The organism is Oscillatoria sp. HE19RPO (genome assembly GCF_024220515.1).
Classification (GTDB): Bacteria; Cyanobacteriota; Cyanobacteriia; order Cyanobacteriales; family Laspinemataceae; genus Laspinema.
On sequence record NZ_JAMXOT010000039.1, the window covers coordinates 1 to 15,741 of the forward strand.

Below are 15,741 nucleotides of genomic sequence, written 5' to 3' on the forward strand. Positions count from 1 at the left end.
CAACAAATAAATCATCCTTGCTTTGATGCGATCGCACCTAACAAGGCTCTTTTAGCCCGCGCAGGCGGGCTTTGTCCGTGTAGCCCCAGGCTTGAGCCTGCGGGTTTTTTGAAGGTTTTATTTTTTGGAGTTCCCTAAGAAGGATAAAAAACCGGGTTTCGGGTCCAAATTTGTTACTCATCAACAGCGATTTCCCATAGGGGAGCATCTCAATTTTGCCTAAAAACCAGTCTGACCTCTCCCCGGCCCTCTCTATAGAGGAGAGGGAGAATAATCCAATTTTTTCATTGCTGTACGGGGGGAATTTCCCTCTTTCTCCCCCTTCCCTAAGAGGGAAGGGGGCTGGGGGGTTAGGTCTCTTTCCAAAGATGTAGAAACCCCCGATTTCCCAACCCACTTCAGTTAACCCGAGGTGCTGCCTGATAAAATCTCGTGAGCTTGCTGCAAATGCTGGGCAACGGATTCAGCAGAAGCCTGGAAGGCCGCCCGTTCTGCCTCGTCCAGTTCGAGTTCTAACACCTGAGTAATCCCTCGGCATCCTAACTGGCAAGGAACCCCGATGAACAGATCGCGTAACCCATATTCACCCTGAAGATAAGCCGCAGCCGGAACGATTCGCGACTGGTCGAGCAAAATTGCTTCAATCATCAAACTCACCGAAGAGGCTGGAGCAAAATAAGCACTCCCGGTCTTCATTAATTCTACGATTTCCGTGCCCCCATTGCGCGTGCGCTCCACAATTCGCTCAATGGTTTGAGCATCCATCAGTTCCATCAGGGGAATCCCCTCCACCGTGGTGTAGCGTGGCAGAGGAACCATTAATTGTCCGTGATCTCCCAGGACCATTGCCTTGATATCCTGGATTGAGACCCCCAGTTCCATCGAAATAAACGTTTTAAAGCGCGCCGCATCCAGGACTCCTGCCATACCAATCACCCGACGGCAGGGGAGTTGCGAGGCTTCCCAGGCAACGTAGGTCATCACATCGAGGGGATTGGTAACCACAATTAAGATGGCTTCAGGCGATCGGGCGACTGCCTCCTTAGCTGCTGTCTTAACAATCTTGGCATTAATCTCAATCAAATCATCGCGATTCATCCCCGGTTTGCGAGGACGACCGGCAGTGATCACCACAATATCCGAGTTCGCCGTATCATCATAATCATTCGTACCCACAATTTGCCGGTCATGACCCTCCACCCCCCGGGCTTCCATCAAGTCCAGGGCAAGCCCTTGGGGCATCCCTTCCAGGACATCCAGCATCACCACATCGGCTAAATTTTTTTCGGCGACTCGTTGGGCGAGGGTACTGCCAACTTTACCCGCACCAATAATGGAAACACGAGCCTTCTGACAAGAGGGAGGAAAAAAGGGGGAGGAGGACATGATTAATACAACCGTTGAACAGTTTAGGGTTTACTTGAATTCTTCGATTTGGTCGATTCGCAGCCAGACATTCGGGGCAGGCATCTGACCAAACTTGATCAGGGCATAGTCCCCATTCATGTCTACGACTTCCCCTTTGGTTTCAAAGATATAACTGGGGAAGCGCGAATCACTAGCACTTGCTTCTAAACTATTGTCCAACGTTTCGCGAACGGCGCGAACCATACTACCTTTTTTAACTGCCATAACTTGCTCTGCACTGTGTTAAAACGCTTTCTCTCCCTAATTTTAATCCCTTCCGGGGTCAGGAGATGGGGAGGATGGGGAGGATGGGGAGGATGTTCGTAGTAACGACTTCAGTCGTTCTCTTCGTTCGTAGTAACGACTTCAGTCGTTCTCTTCGTTCGTAGTAACGACTTCAGTCGTTCTTCCCCGTTCGTAGTAACGACTTCAGTCGTTCTCTTCGTTCGTAGTAACGACTTCAGTCGTTCTCTTCGTTCGTAGTAACGACTTCAGTCGTTCTCTTCGTTCGTAGTAACGACTTCAGTCGTTCTTCCCCGTTCGTAGTAACGACTTCAGTCGTTCTTCCCCGTTCGTAGTAACGACTTCAGTCGTTCTCTTCGTTCGTAGTAACGACTTCAGTCGTTCTTCCCCGTTCGTAGTAACGACTTCAGTCGTTCTTCCCCGTTCGTAGTAAGGAACTGGAAGATCCGGACAGGGGTGCGTGACTTGGCATCCGCCAAGTCACGCGGTAACGACTGAAGTCGTTACTACGAACATGAAGAGAACGACTGAAGTCGTTACTACGAACAGGAACACAATCTCCCCAAACTCTAACGCTGACAATTGGGGCAGAAATGGCTAGAACGTCCGGTCAACTTCAGACGATGGAGAGGAGTACCACAAACGCGGCAAGGTTGCCCCGCGCGATTGTAAACCCAAGCGACTCCCGCATAGTTCCCATTCACACCGCTGACGTTGAGAAAATTGCTGAAGGTGGTTCCTCCGGCAGCGATCGCCGTTTGCAAAACTTCAATAATCTGCCTGTGCAGTCGCTCAATTTCTACCCGACTCAGGTGTGCACAAAGCTTGGTCGGCAAAATCCCACTCAGGAAAAGACTTTCATCGGCATAAATATTCCCCACCCCAGCAACAATGGTTTGGTCCAGGAGGGCTGTTTTAATCGCTTTTTGACGCTTGTGGAGTTGGCGCGTCAGGTATTCGACCGAAAATTCAGGGGAAAAGGGTTCTGGCCCTAATTTGGCTAATCCAGTGATGATTGAGGGGGTGGGGACATTTGGGGGGACCCACCACATTTGACCGAAGGTGCGTTGATCTACAAATCGCAATTCCCAGTCGCCCTCGAAGAAGAGGCGCACTCGGGTATGTTTCTGCAAGGGTTCCTCTCGCTGGACCCATAACAGTTGTCCGGTCATCCGCAGATGGACTCCTAAACTGCCTCGGTGAGACGCATCGGAATCCGGTGATTGGGAGAGTTGCGCCAGGAGATATTTGCCTCGCCGTTGCCAGGAGGCGATCGCGCATCCCTGGACTCCCTCCAAAAAATCTTTAGGTGAAACTGGGTGGCCAATGGTTCGCGTTAGCAAAACATCGCCACCCAGAATACTCGTACCGAGGGTTAATTGATTTAACCCTCGACACACTGTTTCAACTTCAGGGAGTTCCGGCACCGATTAACGGGCTTCAGTTCCTTGGTTGGGATCGCCTTCTACCGTACCGCTAGCACCGGCTTCCGGTTTGGCGGTCTTTTTGGTGCCTTTGGTGGCGTCGGTCCCGGTTTTGCGCGCAGCAGCCTTGGTTGCGGTGCCACCTTTGCCAGCCCCAGCTTTTCCACCTTTGGGCGCTTCGACTTCCACAACTTCGCTCATCCCGAAGTTGTTGGTGTTGACTCCGGCGTAGTTCACTTTGTCAAAGCGAACAATCACGGGATAGGTGATCCCGCTTTGGTCTACAGTGGCAACGGTGCCAACTTCTTGAAACCAGTAGGACTCTTTCCGCAGAATGCGAACTTTAGAACCACGTTGAACCATGTGTTTTTTTCCTTCTGATGAATTGAACGAAAAGTTTAAGAGGAATTGCTTCTCAGCGTACTACTCTAACGGGATACTCTGGAATGTTCCAATCTTTAAGTTTTATTAACTACTCGATCCACCGGACCCCGACAAAATGAGCGGAACGTCCCCACATATCCTGGGTGGGGGTGATTTCTTCGATCGCCAGATTATAGGGAATGGCCGTGGTGAGGTAGCGTTGAGCTAGGATGCCGAGGTCTGGGGTCACCTGAGAGGCAGCGGTTGCCGCGACTCCTAAACCCAAGAGTTGGGAGATGGGGTCTCGGGGAAGGACCATTGTGATGCCAAAAGCCAACCCGGCGGCGATCAGCATTCCCACGGACAGATTGGTGCCACAACGGGGATGAACTGCCAGGTCCCATTCTCCCCGGGTCAGGCGATCGTGGGCGACATGAACCGCACGACGCAGGTCAAGGAGGTTAACCTGACCATAGAGATAAAATCCGCGATCGGTGGACATCCCCCCCAATCCATCGTTATCCAGCGATCGCCCCGCTTGGCTGGTTTCGGGGGCCCTCTCACCGGAGGTTTCGCTCAATACCCAGACGGTGGCGTGTTCCAAGGCATGAACCTGACGCACGGCCAAAGTTTCTTTCAATCCGGGGATAAAGGCGAGTTGTTGCAGGAGTTCGGCATCTCCAGTCGGATGCGGCGCAAAATCAAAGGGAAATGGATTCGCCTGGGAAGAAGTAGCAGTCATGAGGTTAAGTCTCCAAGGAGTTAGGGTGGGTTTGGCCTGAGAAATATTTGGGTTGATTGGTCTTAATTTAACGAATTTGCTCACCCATTGACCATCTTGAGGGCGATCGCCTCTCCTCCCAGGATGCCGGTCCCCGATTCCATCTCAGGGCCAAAAACCCGGTTTCTGTACAAAATCTGGAGTCATTAACAGCAACTTGGGCCAAAAACCAGGTTTCTCACTCATGCGGTCTTGATGTCTTGATGTCTTTGAGGCGATCGGTCTCTTTTTTGGAAATTTTTGTATAATCTATTAGGACTTACTCATCACCCCCGATTTGTAGGGTTGATTCGCGAATCAACCCTACAAATCGGCTTCACTCGTTCTACAAATATGTGTCAGTTTTGAGTTATTCCCATCAATCGCGGCAGTATATATACTACTGCCGCGACTATAACAATTAAATGGGTGAAGGAGTTAGAGATATTCTATCTCACCTATAACTCCAACTTGGCGATCGCCTCTTTCAACACCGTAGCCGAATTTTGCAGTAACTTTTCTTCATTCGCCGTCAAAGATAAATCCAAAACCCGAGTCACCCCCTCCCGATTCACCACCGCAGGCAAACTCAGACAGACATCATTGATGCCATTCACCCCATGAATCAAACTACTCACCGTTAACACCCGGTTTTGATTTCTCAACACCGCTTTCACAATATCCGTCACCCCTAACCCAATGGCATAAGAGGTCGCTCCCTTGCGCTTAATAACCTCATAGGCTGCATTTTTTACCTGGTCAAAAATCCCTTGCAATCGGTCTTGATCTGCTTTAGAACAGTCCTCAATTCCTCCACTGCACAGATTCATCCCAGAAATATTCACCTTACTCCAAACCGGAACCTCACTATCTCCATGTTCCCCGATAATATAAGCATGAAAACTGCGCGGGTCAATCTGTAATTGATTCGCCAACAAGTACCGAAATCGGGCCGTATCCAGAACCGTACCCGAACCCAAAACTCGGTTACAGGGAAACCCTGATAACTTCAGGGTGACATAAGTCATAATATCCACCGGATTTGTCACCAACAGCAGAATCGCATGAGGACAATATTGGACAATATCCGGAATCAATTTTTTGAAAATCTGTACATTGCGATTGAGCAAATCTAAACGAGTTTCCCCGGGTTGTTGTTTTGCTCCAGCGGTTATAATGACGATATCTGGGTCATCACTTTCGGCCAAAGTACCGGAACGGATTCCCGTGGGGTCGATGAAGGGTAATCCGTGGAGTAAGTCCATGACTTCCCCTTGGAGTTTTTCTTGGTTGACATCTACCAAGAGCATCTCATCCAGGGTATTTTGGATTAACATGGAATAAGCGCAAGCCATTCCCACCTGACCTGTACCAATAATCACGCCTTTGAGGGGACGACGACTGCTTTGGACGGTGCGATCGCGATCGGTAAATTCCGTAAATAACTGTTCAAACATCGAACGATTCCCTAAACTGACATTCACCTGTCCTAGGATAAAGGGTAATTCGCTATTCTGCAAAAAAGTTTAGACCGTTGGTTAAAGATTAAGTTAAATTCATCTTATTTTTAATCATCCCTTAAACTCAACCCCTTCATAAAGTTCACCCAAAGACAGCTCAAAATGAACAAGTTTCAACCGCACCCCTGCTGCTTCACTTTCCCATTCCGTTAACATCCAATTATGCTTCTCAATTTTATAATATTGAATCACATAAAACCGAGTTTGTTCAATTAACGAATATTCCCACATTTCCGGTATTGAGCGATAATACATAAATTTATCGCCTTGGTCATAATTTTCCGTACACTTCGATAAAACCTCCGCCATCAGCAATGGATTCGTAACAGTGGTCGTTCCCGTATCCGTATAAATCGGTTCGCCACCAATCACCATCACATCGGGAGAGGTGTATTGGCGATCGCGAGGAATCCACAGCCGAACATTACCCATATAAACCCGATAGTTTTGTGTTCTGCGTTTCAGTTTGAGTAAAGCAGCTAAGGTTAACGCCAATTCATTCTGATGAGTAGCCTCCCCTGTCATGGGTACAATTTCTCCATCGCGGTATTCGCTTTTATAATCCGCCTGTTCTTCCAATACCCGGTATTCTTCGGGAGTATAATATTTTTTATCCGTTTCAGTGAACATCGTTAATCATTTACCTGATAATTGATGTAGATACTAAACAAATAGAGCCTTACGGTTATTTATTGTAACCGCCAAATCTTGATGCTGTTGTCACCATTCGCAGTCCAAACCCCTCCACTACCATGAACCAGAGTTCGTCCATCAGGAGTAAAGGCGAGAGATTCCACCGATTCAGTATGCTCAGTGAGCGTATCCAGCAGTTCCCCGGTTGTCAGATTCCAAATAGACATCTCCAAAATTCCCAAAATATTACCTGGCAAGGATTATAGGATAAACAATTACTTTTCATCTGCATTTATTTTTTACGAGAATGTAGGGGTTTGAGGATATTTAAGTTAAAAATCACCAAATTATCCTTGCTCATTAGTCGGTATATGCAGTTAAAAAGTTTTAAAGTTTAGTTAGGTTAAATTAGGGTTCCTATTCGCAATCTTACCCAACCACATACGGTAGAAATTACCGACTCATAATTTGAGCGTATAAGCCTAAATCTTTTGGTAGTAATCCAAAATATTTTTAGTTGTTCCATTAAAAGTTTTACAAGAATTAGGTTAGCTGAAAAGATTTTATTTTCCTCTTTCTGTTCGAGACTTAGTTTTTGATGGTTAAGTTTTTCATGTATGAGGAGTAGACATTTGAAATACTCCGACGTAAGCCTTGTCCCCTTTAAACTTTTGATTGGGGTCGAACTTCTTTTTATGTTCTCTATTTTAATATCACTAACTTGCCTTTTTTTAATTGTTTCATCCACAATATCTTGCTATTTAGGGATAACAATTAATTGATTTTTGAGGGTGTAGTTTTTCTTTTTTGCTGAGAAATATTCTTTTTAGTCTGGGTTGTCAGTAGACCGTTCTATGGGTTGTTCCGTGCTATTTACTGTTAAGTCATGAAGAGTGAGTATTTCTTTCAATACTTCTTGGTCTCCCACTTTTTTTTGACCTATTCTAAAATAATGAGGGGTAATAATTCAGTTAAATTGGCATACAATACCAAAAGATGATGTTAGCTGTAGATTCACAAACTCCAAATTGAACTTTCAGATACAGGAACGAAGGATGTTGGTCAAGATAAACCAAAGTTAGAAGAATTTGTTCTTGAATAGGTAACGTGATTTTACGACCCGCCTTTTTGACATTCTTGGTGGTTTTTAATCGGTCGGCCTCCGCTTTTTTCGGAGGTGTACAATGTCCGCTTCCCTCCACAAGTCTTGTAACTTATCGTAAGTTATTCCTATAAGCATCTGGGTTAATTCGGGGTGTTCTTCAATATATTTTAGAATTACGCTGATGGCAAAACAAAAAAAATAAAAGTAACTCTTGTTATGGCAGATACTGTAATTTTTTGAGATGTCTAATTTTGATAGTTTTATCAACACTCCCACTGCAGGATAAGCGCAAGAAAAATATCGAGAACTTATGCTACGTGACGAGACCTGGGGCAAGGAAAGTGAGCATATACTCGGGACTCATTGAGGCCCGCTTCGCCTTTTGCTAAGGAAGCAATTGCTCGATTATTGGTCTGTGTAAATCAATTTTTCTCTTTTAAGTATTTATTGGTGAACGGAGATTTGAGGGGGGTAATAACGCATTAAAAATGGCTCGTCAATTGAAGTTTAAGTTGATTCCTAAATTGCGCGAAGACTCGGGTTTATATTTTTCTTGTAAATCCTCAGATTCAGAACAAAAAACTAACGGCAAGTATCGACTCAATCTTCAGGTTGGGCAAATTACCGCTGAGTATTTGAAAAAAATTACGACAGAGATTTATCAAACTACTCTGCTTCACAAAAAAATTGCTCAATCTTTGAATGTGGTGATTATAGTCAAGACCAACCAGGGGACTTCAAGCCACAGCCATGTCATTTTATTCTCCAGAGATTTAGACTTAAGTTATGGGGAGAGAATTGATGATTATTGACTAGGATTTGAAATAAAATTTAACTTTAGAGATGCCAAACAATTTTGGGGATTAGAAGAGTTTATGAATGTGAAGGAGACCGGGGTGACTGATGCGGCCAATCTTTCATTTTTTATGGTGAATTTATCCCATTATCTGTTAAAGGTCACCCAGAAGGGGCCTCTGTGCAGTGTTCTGGATCTCAAAAGTCAATGTAGAGGTTATGGCTATGCTTCAAGAAACGATAAAACTGCTTAAGGAAAAACCTGACCCAGTTTTATTGGGTCAGATTTTGAAACGCTTATCCAGTCGGTCGGCTGTATCCATCAACATTCATCAGAGGCCAGTGACCATTAAATTGGTGAAGGTATTGTTGTCTCTGGGAGTTGAATCCGGGCCTCCTAGGACCTGTTAGGGCCCGGATGTAACCCGTGAAAAATCGCCATGAGTGCAACAATAAAGTAGTAGACCAGATGGATCCTTATGAGTACGGAGGGGATGAAGGGTTAAAAAGTTGGAGGATGAGGAATCGGTGTCGGGATGGCGTGAGGTGCAATGTTGGGAAGGATTAGGACCGCAGACCCTCGCCGTGGCTTCAGGATGAGCTTAGAATCGGTAAGAGTGGGAAGCGTGTTAGAGGTGAGGAGTAATCATGACGTTGGCAGAAAAACTGGCGCAAGAGTGGCGATCGCGCCTATCCCAGGATTGTCCAGAGCATCCAGCCAGCACCCACGAGAGTATCGTGCAATGGCTGTTGGGGGAGGATCCGGATCGGTTTGAGGCCCTGACGCCAGAAAAGCTAGAAATCATCCGTTCGGCGATGGACTATCGCTATCGGATTTTGCTGAGGGTCCTCGGGGTGTCGCCGGAACGAGCTTATACGAATTTAATCCGACGGTTGTCTTCGTTGGTCTTACTCCGGAATAAGATTAAAACCTGGGTGGCTCTGAGTCGCGATCGCCAGCGGACTGTTGTGGATGTGGTCCAGGAAGTGATCCAGGAGTTGTGTGAACGCGATCGCTATATGCAGCAGCAAATTGCCTGGATTGGTAAATCCACCCAAACCTCGCGGGTCAGAAATGCGCTGTTGTTGGCAACCATTGAAGAATATTGCTTACGTCCGGTCCGAAATCAACCCTTGCTGGCGTATCGGTTTTTTAACTATCTGCGGAGGTCCCAACGTGGGGGGTTAACTCAGGTGCCGGAGGCGGAATTGATTCGGCTGGTTTCTGATGAAATTGGATCCGATGAGTCCGAGGGGTCGATTAGTTTGTTGGATGCTCAGGCGATCGCCAACGCGCAAGATGCGATCGCCTGGGAAGAACAACAACTCTTACGACAAAATGTCCAACAGGAGTTTGCCGACTATTTGGCGAAAAATGTGGATCCCATTGCCGCAGATTGGTTGCGATTGTATCTTCAAGGTTGCTCCCAAGATGCGATCGCCAAGGGTCTAAATTTACCCGTTAAGCAAGTCTATCGCTTGCGGGAAAAAGTCAGCTACCATGCCATCCGTGTCTTTTCCCTGAAAATCGAACCGGAGTTAGTCGCCAACTGGCTACAAATTAGCTTACAAGACCACGGGTTCGGTCTAACCTCGACGCAGTGGGAACAATTTTATCAAACCCTCACCCCAGAGCAGCAACAACTTCTCAATCAACTCAAGCAGGGACAATCCCTAGAGGCGATCGCCCAAAAGCAAGGTCTCAAACTTTCTCAAGTATTAGGAGAATGGACCCAACTTTATTTAGCGGCTCAATCCCTCCGAAATAGCCGTTCGGAACCCGATGGCTGATTAAACCTTGTTAACTTTTTCTTCGGAAAAGTGTTACTTTACAAGAAGAATATTAAATCAACTCACCCGGACTACCGCTGTCCCTTGATTTCTGGTGCATTGAATGAGAGTTGAGAGGCCGATAAGTGTGACAGCCTTATCCCCAATTTGTCCAACTTTAGCGAATCTTTCTCCTAATATTCCTCACCCCAGGTGTAACTGGTGACGCAAGTTAATCCCGGCAGCGGAATCACTGGAATTGAGGAAATAACTGGGTGCATCTCAATCCGTTGAAAACTTGCCAATTGTACTCAAAATTTGACACAGGGTGTGATTCTTGGCTACCTTGTTGGGAAGTGTACACTCCGGCGTGGTATGGGACTTGACTTGTCGGGCGATCAAGCCAGAAAATATGAATAACCCGCCAGCATTTCTTTAACTTGGATAGTCAGGAGTGGGACCCACCCTGACAACCTTGGGTCATTGGTGTCACGATTGTGGGTTTTCTTTGTTTTGAACACAACAGCACCGAGTCCTTTCACCAATGCAAACCAAAACCGTCACTAACTGGGCAGCACAAATGGATTCCGAGCAAATCTTCCAGCTAATTGACAACCTGTTGCCTTTTGAAGCCTGCCTGTATCATGAGGTGTTACCGTTGTCCATTAAAGGGAGCCGTCTCCACCTGGGTATGGTCGATCCCGAAGATTCTGCCGCCTTGGAATATGTCCGCCGCATTCTAGGATATATGAGGTGTTCTCTGGTATCAGAGAAGATCTCTACGGAGATTCACCGCTCGATGCTCAGTGCCTATTTAAACTATATGCACACGGGGAAGAAAAAGGCATCGGCTGCACCTCATACCCCGGGGAGTCACGTTCCCGCCCCGCCGATGCCTCCTGTGTCGAATCCCTCCCATGTTTCCTCGGTGGCAGTGCATTCTCGGAACGATGTGCTCCCCCCGCCCCATCCCCATTCCGCTAACAGCGATCGCCCGAGCTTACCCCCACCTCACTCGGCACCGATGTTACCAGGGGCGGCAGTACCCGTGTTGCAAGTGAGTGCCTCTCAACCTCACTCTCCTCTGGATGAACTGGCAAATTTACCCCCCAAGGAGCTTTTACAGGAGTTATTAGGGCGAATTTTAGAAGGGGGTATCGGGCGGCTTTATTTCGAGCGCCAATCCCAACATGGGCGAATTCTCTGGAGTCAGGATGGGGTGGTGCAGTCGGTGATGGATGGGTTGGAACTGTCCCTGTTTGGGGGGGTGATGAACGAACTCAAGCTATTGGCACATTTGCCGTTAATTCCCCTCCAAAAACCGAGACAGGTGGAAATTGAACGGCGCTATAACAAAGAAGATTTATTATTACGCTTGCGGGTAATGCCGGGAACTGAAGGGGAACGAGCAACCCTGCAAGTGTTACGGGGGGCGGCTTTAAAGTTTTACAAGCAGCAGCAGGTGGAGGATTTAAGTCGGGATGCCTTGCGACTAGCGCTACAACTTCAGCGGAAAGTGGATGAATTGCGCGATCGCGCCAGTAAACTTCCCGATCTATCGTTAGGGAAGTTAGATGCACTGCCAGCGCTCAACCAGTTAATTCGGCAAGTGGATGAACAGTTAGCTCAACTGAAAGCACTGGACGAGCATAAGGAGAAGTTGGACTGATACAAATTAAGGGAGATCCCCGGATCGGATGTAGGGGCAGTATGATTGTCTGCCCCTACTTTAGGCTAGTTTTCCCAGAGGGAATAGCCCTTTACGCTAAGACGGGGGTGGGAACCGTCCAGCGACCGACGGCTTTGCCAATGACGGCCAACTCTTCTCCCATCAGGCGATCGAAGCGATCGGGGGTGAGGGATTGGGGTCCATCAGAAAGGGCTTTATTCGGCGTTGGGTGGACTTCAATCATCAGAGAATCGGTTCCTGCTGCGATCGCCGCCCGTGCCATCGAAGGCACCTGATCCGACCAACCCGTTCCATGACTGGGATCAATCATAATCGGTAGGTGAGTCAGTTTCCGCAGCACTGGAATCACCGATAAATCCAAAGTATTCCGGGTGTACTGCCGATCAAAAGTCCGGATTCCTCGTTCGCACAAAATCACCCGGGGATTGCCTGCGGCTAAAATATACTCCGCTGCCATCAACCACTCTTCAATGGTGGCAGACATTCCCCGTTTGAGTAAAACCGGCTTATCCTGAGCACCGACTTTCTTTAACAGGGAAAAATTATGCATATTCCGAGCCCCAATTTGGATGACATCGGCAACTTCGCCTAACATATCCAAATCTGACGCATCCATCAGTTCGGTAATAATTCCCAACCCCGTCACTTCCCGCGCTTTGGCGAGTAACTCTAAGGCACTTTCCCCATGTCCTTGGAACGCATAGGGCGAGGTGCGGGGTTTAAATGCGCCGCCTCGCAAAAACTTGGCCCCAGCCGCTTTGACTCGGCGGGCCGTCTCAACAATCATCTCCTCGTTTTCCACAGAACAGGGTCCTGCGACCACCACGATGGGATGGCTTTCCCCAAAGTGAACCGGACCATTCGGGGTATTCACCACGACTTCTGAAGCTTCGCCGTGGCGGAATTCCCGACTGACGCGCTTAAAGGGCTGTTCTACTCGCAGGACTTGTTCGATCGCCGGACTCATTTCCTGGAGTTGTTGCAGATCCAAGTCTGCCGTATCCCCCACGAGTCCAATCACGACTTTATAGCGACCGACAATTTTCTCCGGGGTCAGACCCCAATTGTCGGTCAATTCTGCACTGAGGCGGTCAATTTCGGCTTCAGGTGTGCCGACCTTCATTACAATGATCATGGTATGTTACGGGGCTTATTTGCTTTTGTACAGACTTTTTAACGGCTCTCGTCGGCGATCGGCTCTTCCTAAGTGATGGCTTCTTTCTAGCAAGGTTCAGCACTTCGCTAAAGAGCAGCCGATCGCCGATCGCCCTATAATCCTCAAACTCAAGCATCGGTCACTTGTCCTTGGTTCTCCCTCAAACAACAAATGACAAATGACCAATGACTAATGACTACTGACTTTTTTGCTTCGCCTCTCGCCTCGCTGCGTTCATCCGGCCCAAATTGGTGGTAAACTCCTGCCAACCTAACAGGGTTCCGGGGCTCTCTTCATCCCAAGATGCCGAAAGGACGCCGTAGGTTAGCCCGATCACGCCGAGTCCAAAGCAGCCCATGCTCACTAGGACCACGGCGAAATTAGGCAAGGGGAACAAGTCCCCCGTGATCACAAAATAGCTGGCGATAAATGTAAACATCCCCAAAGCAGTCGGAACCCCGCACAAGATTGCCATCCGACTCACCATACGTTGGCTGACCACTTCGGGAATGGCCCGTTCTTCTTTGGACATCGGACGACGAGCGGTTTTCTCCGGTTTTCCAGAGACTGGAGTTTCGGATGCCTTGGGGGTTGAGTTGTTTTTGGCCGGTTTTTTCCGTTTGGGCTCAAACGGTAACCGATTTCGTTGGGGTTCCTGTGACATTGGCTTTTGTGTTGGGTCTAACCCCGAATCCCGAGGCGGGTAATCAAAGCGCGATAACGGGCTTGGTCTTGTTTCAAAATATAGGCCAATAAGCGCTTGCGCTGACCAATCATTTTCAACAATCCTCTTCTGGAGGAGTGGTCTTTTTTGTTGGTTTTCAGGTGTGCACTGAGTTGGTTAATCCGAGTGGTCAACATGGCCACTTGCACATCTGCCGATCCGGTGTCGGTCTCATGGATTTGATATTCGTTGATGAGTTCGTGTTTGCGCTCTTGCGTCAGGGTCATTGCTTTTTGGCTTTACTACTATAAACGCGGCAATTCACAATCTTAACATGACTTGGGGAGATGGGGAAGGTGGGGAGGTTGGGGAGATGGGGGAGATAGGGAGGATGGGGAGATGGGGAGGATGGAGGAATTTTAGTGCTGGAAGAAACCTCTCCCCAAACCCCTCCCCTCGGAGGGGAGGGGCTTTGAAAAGAGATCTCTTTGTGTTGGGAGATGGGAAGATTGTCTAATTTTTGTAGGTCTGGAAGGGAGAGTTCTCAAAGTCCCTCTCCTCTGAGGGGAGGGATTTAGGGAGAGGTCTCTTTGTTATTGGGAGGCTAACCAGGCGATCGCCTGTCGGATCCACTCTTCTACCGGGTCCTCGTTGGATAATTGGCCGGTTTGGGCGATCGCCTCTAACGATTCCATGACTTCGCTACTGCTATATCCGATCGCCAATAAAGTCATCTCCACATCCTCTTGCAATGCCGGTTTAATTCCCATTGCTGGAGTAGCACTCACCCCAGATTCCCTCCGCCATTGCGCCAGTTTGGTTCTCAGTTCTAACGCAATCCGTTCCGCTGTCTTTTTCCCCACCCCTGGCGCTTTGGCGAGGATGGCAGTATTACTGGTGACGATCGCCTGGACCAATTCGTTCAACTCAAGAGTATCCAACAGCGCGATCGCCAACTGAGTCCCGATCCCACTCACGGCAATTAATTGCCGAAACAATTCCCGTTCAGCATGAGACGCAAACCCATACAAAACCATCTGGTCCTCCCGAACCTGGAGATGGGTAAACATCTGCAACGTTTCCCCGACTGCCGGTAACTGTCGGATCGTCCGGGGGCTAATTTGCAAGTCATACCCCACCCCATTCACCTCTAAGGTTAGGAAAACTCGATTTCCGCTATTTTTTTGAACCCCTGCCACAGTGCCTTTGAGATAGCCGATCATGCAATTAGATATCCTTGTGATGCGGTTAAGGTCTGATTCCCGGGTCCTGGTTGAGAGTGGAGAGGTTCAAGGGCGATCGCTCCTCCACCCTCAACCGTTGAGTTTACAAGAACTCAAAATGTTTTAAGCCTTCTAATATACCACCGGCACAGGATGCTTGGGCAAAATAAAGACTATCCTGGCGATGTTCTTCATACCAGGTCCGCAATTCGGGTCGGGCATTCCCCACGATGATCCCCCGTTCTTCTCCCACTTCAAACAGGGCGATATCATTCCCCGAGTCCCCACAGGCAACGGTTCGTTCCGGTTCCATGCCGTAGCGGTTGCGGATAAACTGCATGGCTAATCCTTTATTGCCCTTGAGGGGTAAAATATCTAGGTCTTTGCCCCCACTGTAAATCAACCGGACCTCTAATGAACGGTCTTTTAAAGCAGATTCTAACCGGGGGAGTAAATCAGGGGCGACATCCTCGGACAGGAAATAACTGACTTTAAAGGGGCGCTGTTCCGAGTCCGGTTGGGACAGTAAGTCAGAAAAATGACCCGCAGTCGCCAGGATGCGATCGCGGTCCCACCCATCCGAGAGAATATCCGCCCATTCGGAGTCATACGCTTCCATGCCATTGGTATAGATTTCGGTGCCAACGGAGGTAACGACTGCATCGGGTTGGATGAGTTGCTTTTCTTGTTGGAGTTCCTGGTAGAGTGCAGGCGATCGCCCGGTGGAATAGACAATTTTTGTCCCATAAGTTTGGCGATGCTGACTCAGTGCCTCCTGAAGTGTAGCCAAGGCTGCATCGTCCCCGACATAAGTATGATCTAAATCGGTTATGAATAAAAACTGACTCATGTTTTCCTCTAGGTTATGGTATCTAGTGGTTTATTGTTTCGTGGCGATCGCAGCTTGTCAAAGTCCAGGGGGTAGAAATTGGGTTCTCCTTCAACGAAAAACTGGCAGTTCCAGGCTGCTGGAAGCCCGATGGAAGTC

Annotated in this window: 18 protein-coding genes; 4 read left to right on the top strand and 14 right to left on the bottom strand. The window is 48.1% G+C overall.

The features are described from left to right. Positions 1-402: 402 nt before the first annotated feature. The 9 genes from mdh to NG833_RS30930 all read right to left on the bottom strand — a co-directional run bounded on the left by mdh (position 403) and on the right by NG833_RS30930 (position 7,552). A complete protein-coding gene (mdh, locus tag NG833_RS04630; protein ID WP_254564137.1) occupies positions 403-1,386 on the bottom strand; it encodes a malate dehydrogenase in 984 nt (327 codons plus the stop codon). A gap of 30 nt (positions 1,387-1,416) precedes the next feature. Beyond that, on the bottom strand, positions 1,417-1,632 hold the full coding sequence (locus NG833_RS04635) for an NAD(P)H-quinone oxidoreductase subunit O (RefSeq protein ID WP_254564138.1): 216 nt from the start codon (positions 1,630-1,632) through the stop codon (positions 1,417-1,419). A gap of 587 nt (positions 1,633-2,219) precedes the next feature. After that, positions 2,220-3,077, bottom strand: coding sequence for a DNA-formamidopyrimidine glycosylase (locus NG833_RS04640; protein ID WP_254564139.1), 858 nt, complete (start codon positions 3,075-3,077; stop codon positions 2,220-2,222). A 3-nt stretch (positions 3,078-3,080) separates the two neighbouring features. Continuing rightward, positions 3,081-3,437 (bottom strand): photosystem I reaction center subunit IV, encoded by a 357-nt coding sequence (locus NG833_RS04645; protein WP_254564140.1) that lies wholly within the window; start codon positions 3,435-3,437, stop codon positions 3,081-3,083. Positions 3,438-3,546: 109 nt separating this feature from the next. Then, on the bottom strand, positions 3,547-4,179 hold the full coding sequence (locus NG833_RS04650) for a DUF6391 domain-containing protein (protein ID WP_254564141.1): 633 nt from the start codon (positions 4,177-4,179) through the stop codon (positions 3,547-3,549). Positions 4,180-4,655: 476 nt separating this feature from the next. Beyond that, positions 4,656-5,717: an L-lactate dehydrogenase gene (locus tag NG833_RS04655; protein ID WP_375293877.1), complete on the bottom strand. Its 1,062-nt coding sequence runs from the start codon at positions 5,715-5,717 to the stop codon at positions 4,656-4,658. A 51-nt stretch (positions 5,718-5,768) separates the two neighbouring features. Continuing rightward, positions 5,769-6,347, bottom strand: a complete 579-nt coding sequence (locus NG833_RS04660; protein WP_254564142.1) for a Uma2 family endonuclease — start codon at positions 6,345-6,347, stop codon at positions 5,769-5,771. 59 nt (positions 6,348-6,406) lie between these two features. After that, a complete protein-coding gene (locus tag NG833_RS04665) occupies positions 6,407-6,577 on the bottom strand; it encodes a WD40 repeat domain-containing protein (RefSeq protein WP_254564143.1) in 171 nt (56 codons plus the stop codon). 744 nt (positions 6,578-7,321) lie between these two features. Then, positions 7,322-7,552: a transposase family protein gene (locus NG833_RS30930; protein ID WP_375293878.1), complete on the bottom strand. Its 231-nt coding sequence runs from the start codon at positions 7,550-7,552 to the stop codon at positions 7,322-7,324. A 391-nt stretch (positions 7,553-7,943) separates the two neighbouring features. Between NG833_RS30930 and NG833_RS04670 the strand changes: the two genes are divergently transcribed. The 3 genes from NG833_RS04670 (at position 7,944) to NG833_RS04680 (ending at position 11,689) form a co-directional block, all read left to right on the top strand. Beyond that, entirely contained in the window at positions 7,944-8,267 is a 324-nt protein-coding gene (locus tag NG833_RS04670; RefSeq protein ID WP_254564144.1) for a hypothetical protein, read from the top strand. A 631-nt stretch (positions 8,268-8,898) separates the two neighbouring features. Next, on the top strand, positions 8,899-10,041 hold the full coding sequence (locus NG833_RS04675; RefSeq protein WP_254564145.1) for a HetZ-related protein 2: 1,143 nt from the start codon (positions 8,899-8,901) through the stop codon (positions 10,039-10,041). Between the two features lie 523 nt (positions 10,042-10,564). After that, positions 10,565-11,689: a hypothetical protein gene (locus NG833_RS04680; RefSeq protein ID WP_254564146.1), complete on the top strand. Its 1,125-nt coding sequence runs from the start codon at positions 10,565-10,567 to the stop codon at positions 11,687-11,689. 91 nt (positions 11,690-11,780) lie between these two features. Here NG833_RS04680 and aroF read toward each other — a convergent pair whose 3' ends face one another. The 4 genes from aroF to ruvA form a co-directional block, all read right to left on the bottom strand. Further along, positions 11,781-12,845 (bottom strand): 3-deoxy-7-phosphoheptulonate synthase, encoded by a 1,065-nt coding sequence (gene aroF / locus NG833_RS04685; RefSeq protein ID WP_254564147.1) that lies wholly within the window; start codon positions 12,843-12,845, stop codon positions 11,781-11,783. A 217-nt stretch (positions 12,846-13,062) separates the two neighbouring features. Beyond that, positions 13,063-13,530 (bottom strand): PAM68 family protein, encoded by a 468-nt coding sequence (locus tag NG833_RS04690; protein WP_254564148.1) that lies wholly within the window; start codon positions 13,528-13,530, stop codon positions 13,063-13,065. A gap of 17 nt (positions 13,531-13,547) precedes the next feature. Then, on the bottom strand, positions 13,548-13,817 hold the full coding sequence (gene rpsO, locus NG833_RS04695) for a 30S ribosomal protein S15 (RefSeq protein WP_015151668.1): 270 nt from the start codon (positions 13,815-13,817) through the stop codon (positions 13,548-13,550). Between the two features lie 306 nt (positions 13,818-14,123). Beyond that, entirely contained in the window at positions 14,124-14,753 is a 630-nt protein-coding gene (ruvA, locus tag NG833_RS04700) for a Holliday junction branch migration protein RuvA (RefSeq protein ID WP_254564149.1), read from the bottom strand. Here ruvA and NG833_RS30315 point away from each other — a divergent pair. After that, the gene (locus NG833_RS30315; protein WP_256555825.1) at positions 14,752-14,880 is read left to right on the top strand and encodes a hypothetical protein; all 129 of its coding nucleotides are present in this window, start codon (positions 14,752-14,754) and stop codon (positions 14,878-14,880) included. The two genes, ruvA and NG833_RS30315, sit on opposite strands and share 2 nt — an antisense overlap. Here the strand turns inward: NG833_RS30315 and NG833_RS04705 are convergent. Then, complete coding sequence (locus NG833_RS04705) at positions 14,857-15,603, bottom strand: sucrose-phosphate phosphatase (protein WP_254564150.1); 747 nt, start codon at positions 15,601-15,603, stop codon at positions 14,857-14,859. The two genes, NG833_RS30315 and NG833_RS04705, sit on opposite strands and share 24 nt — an antisense overlap. Positions 15,604-15,741: the final 138 nt, after the last annotated feature.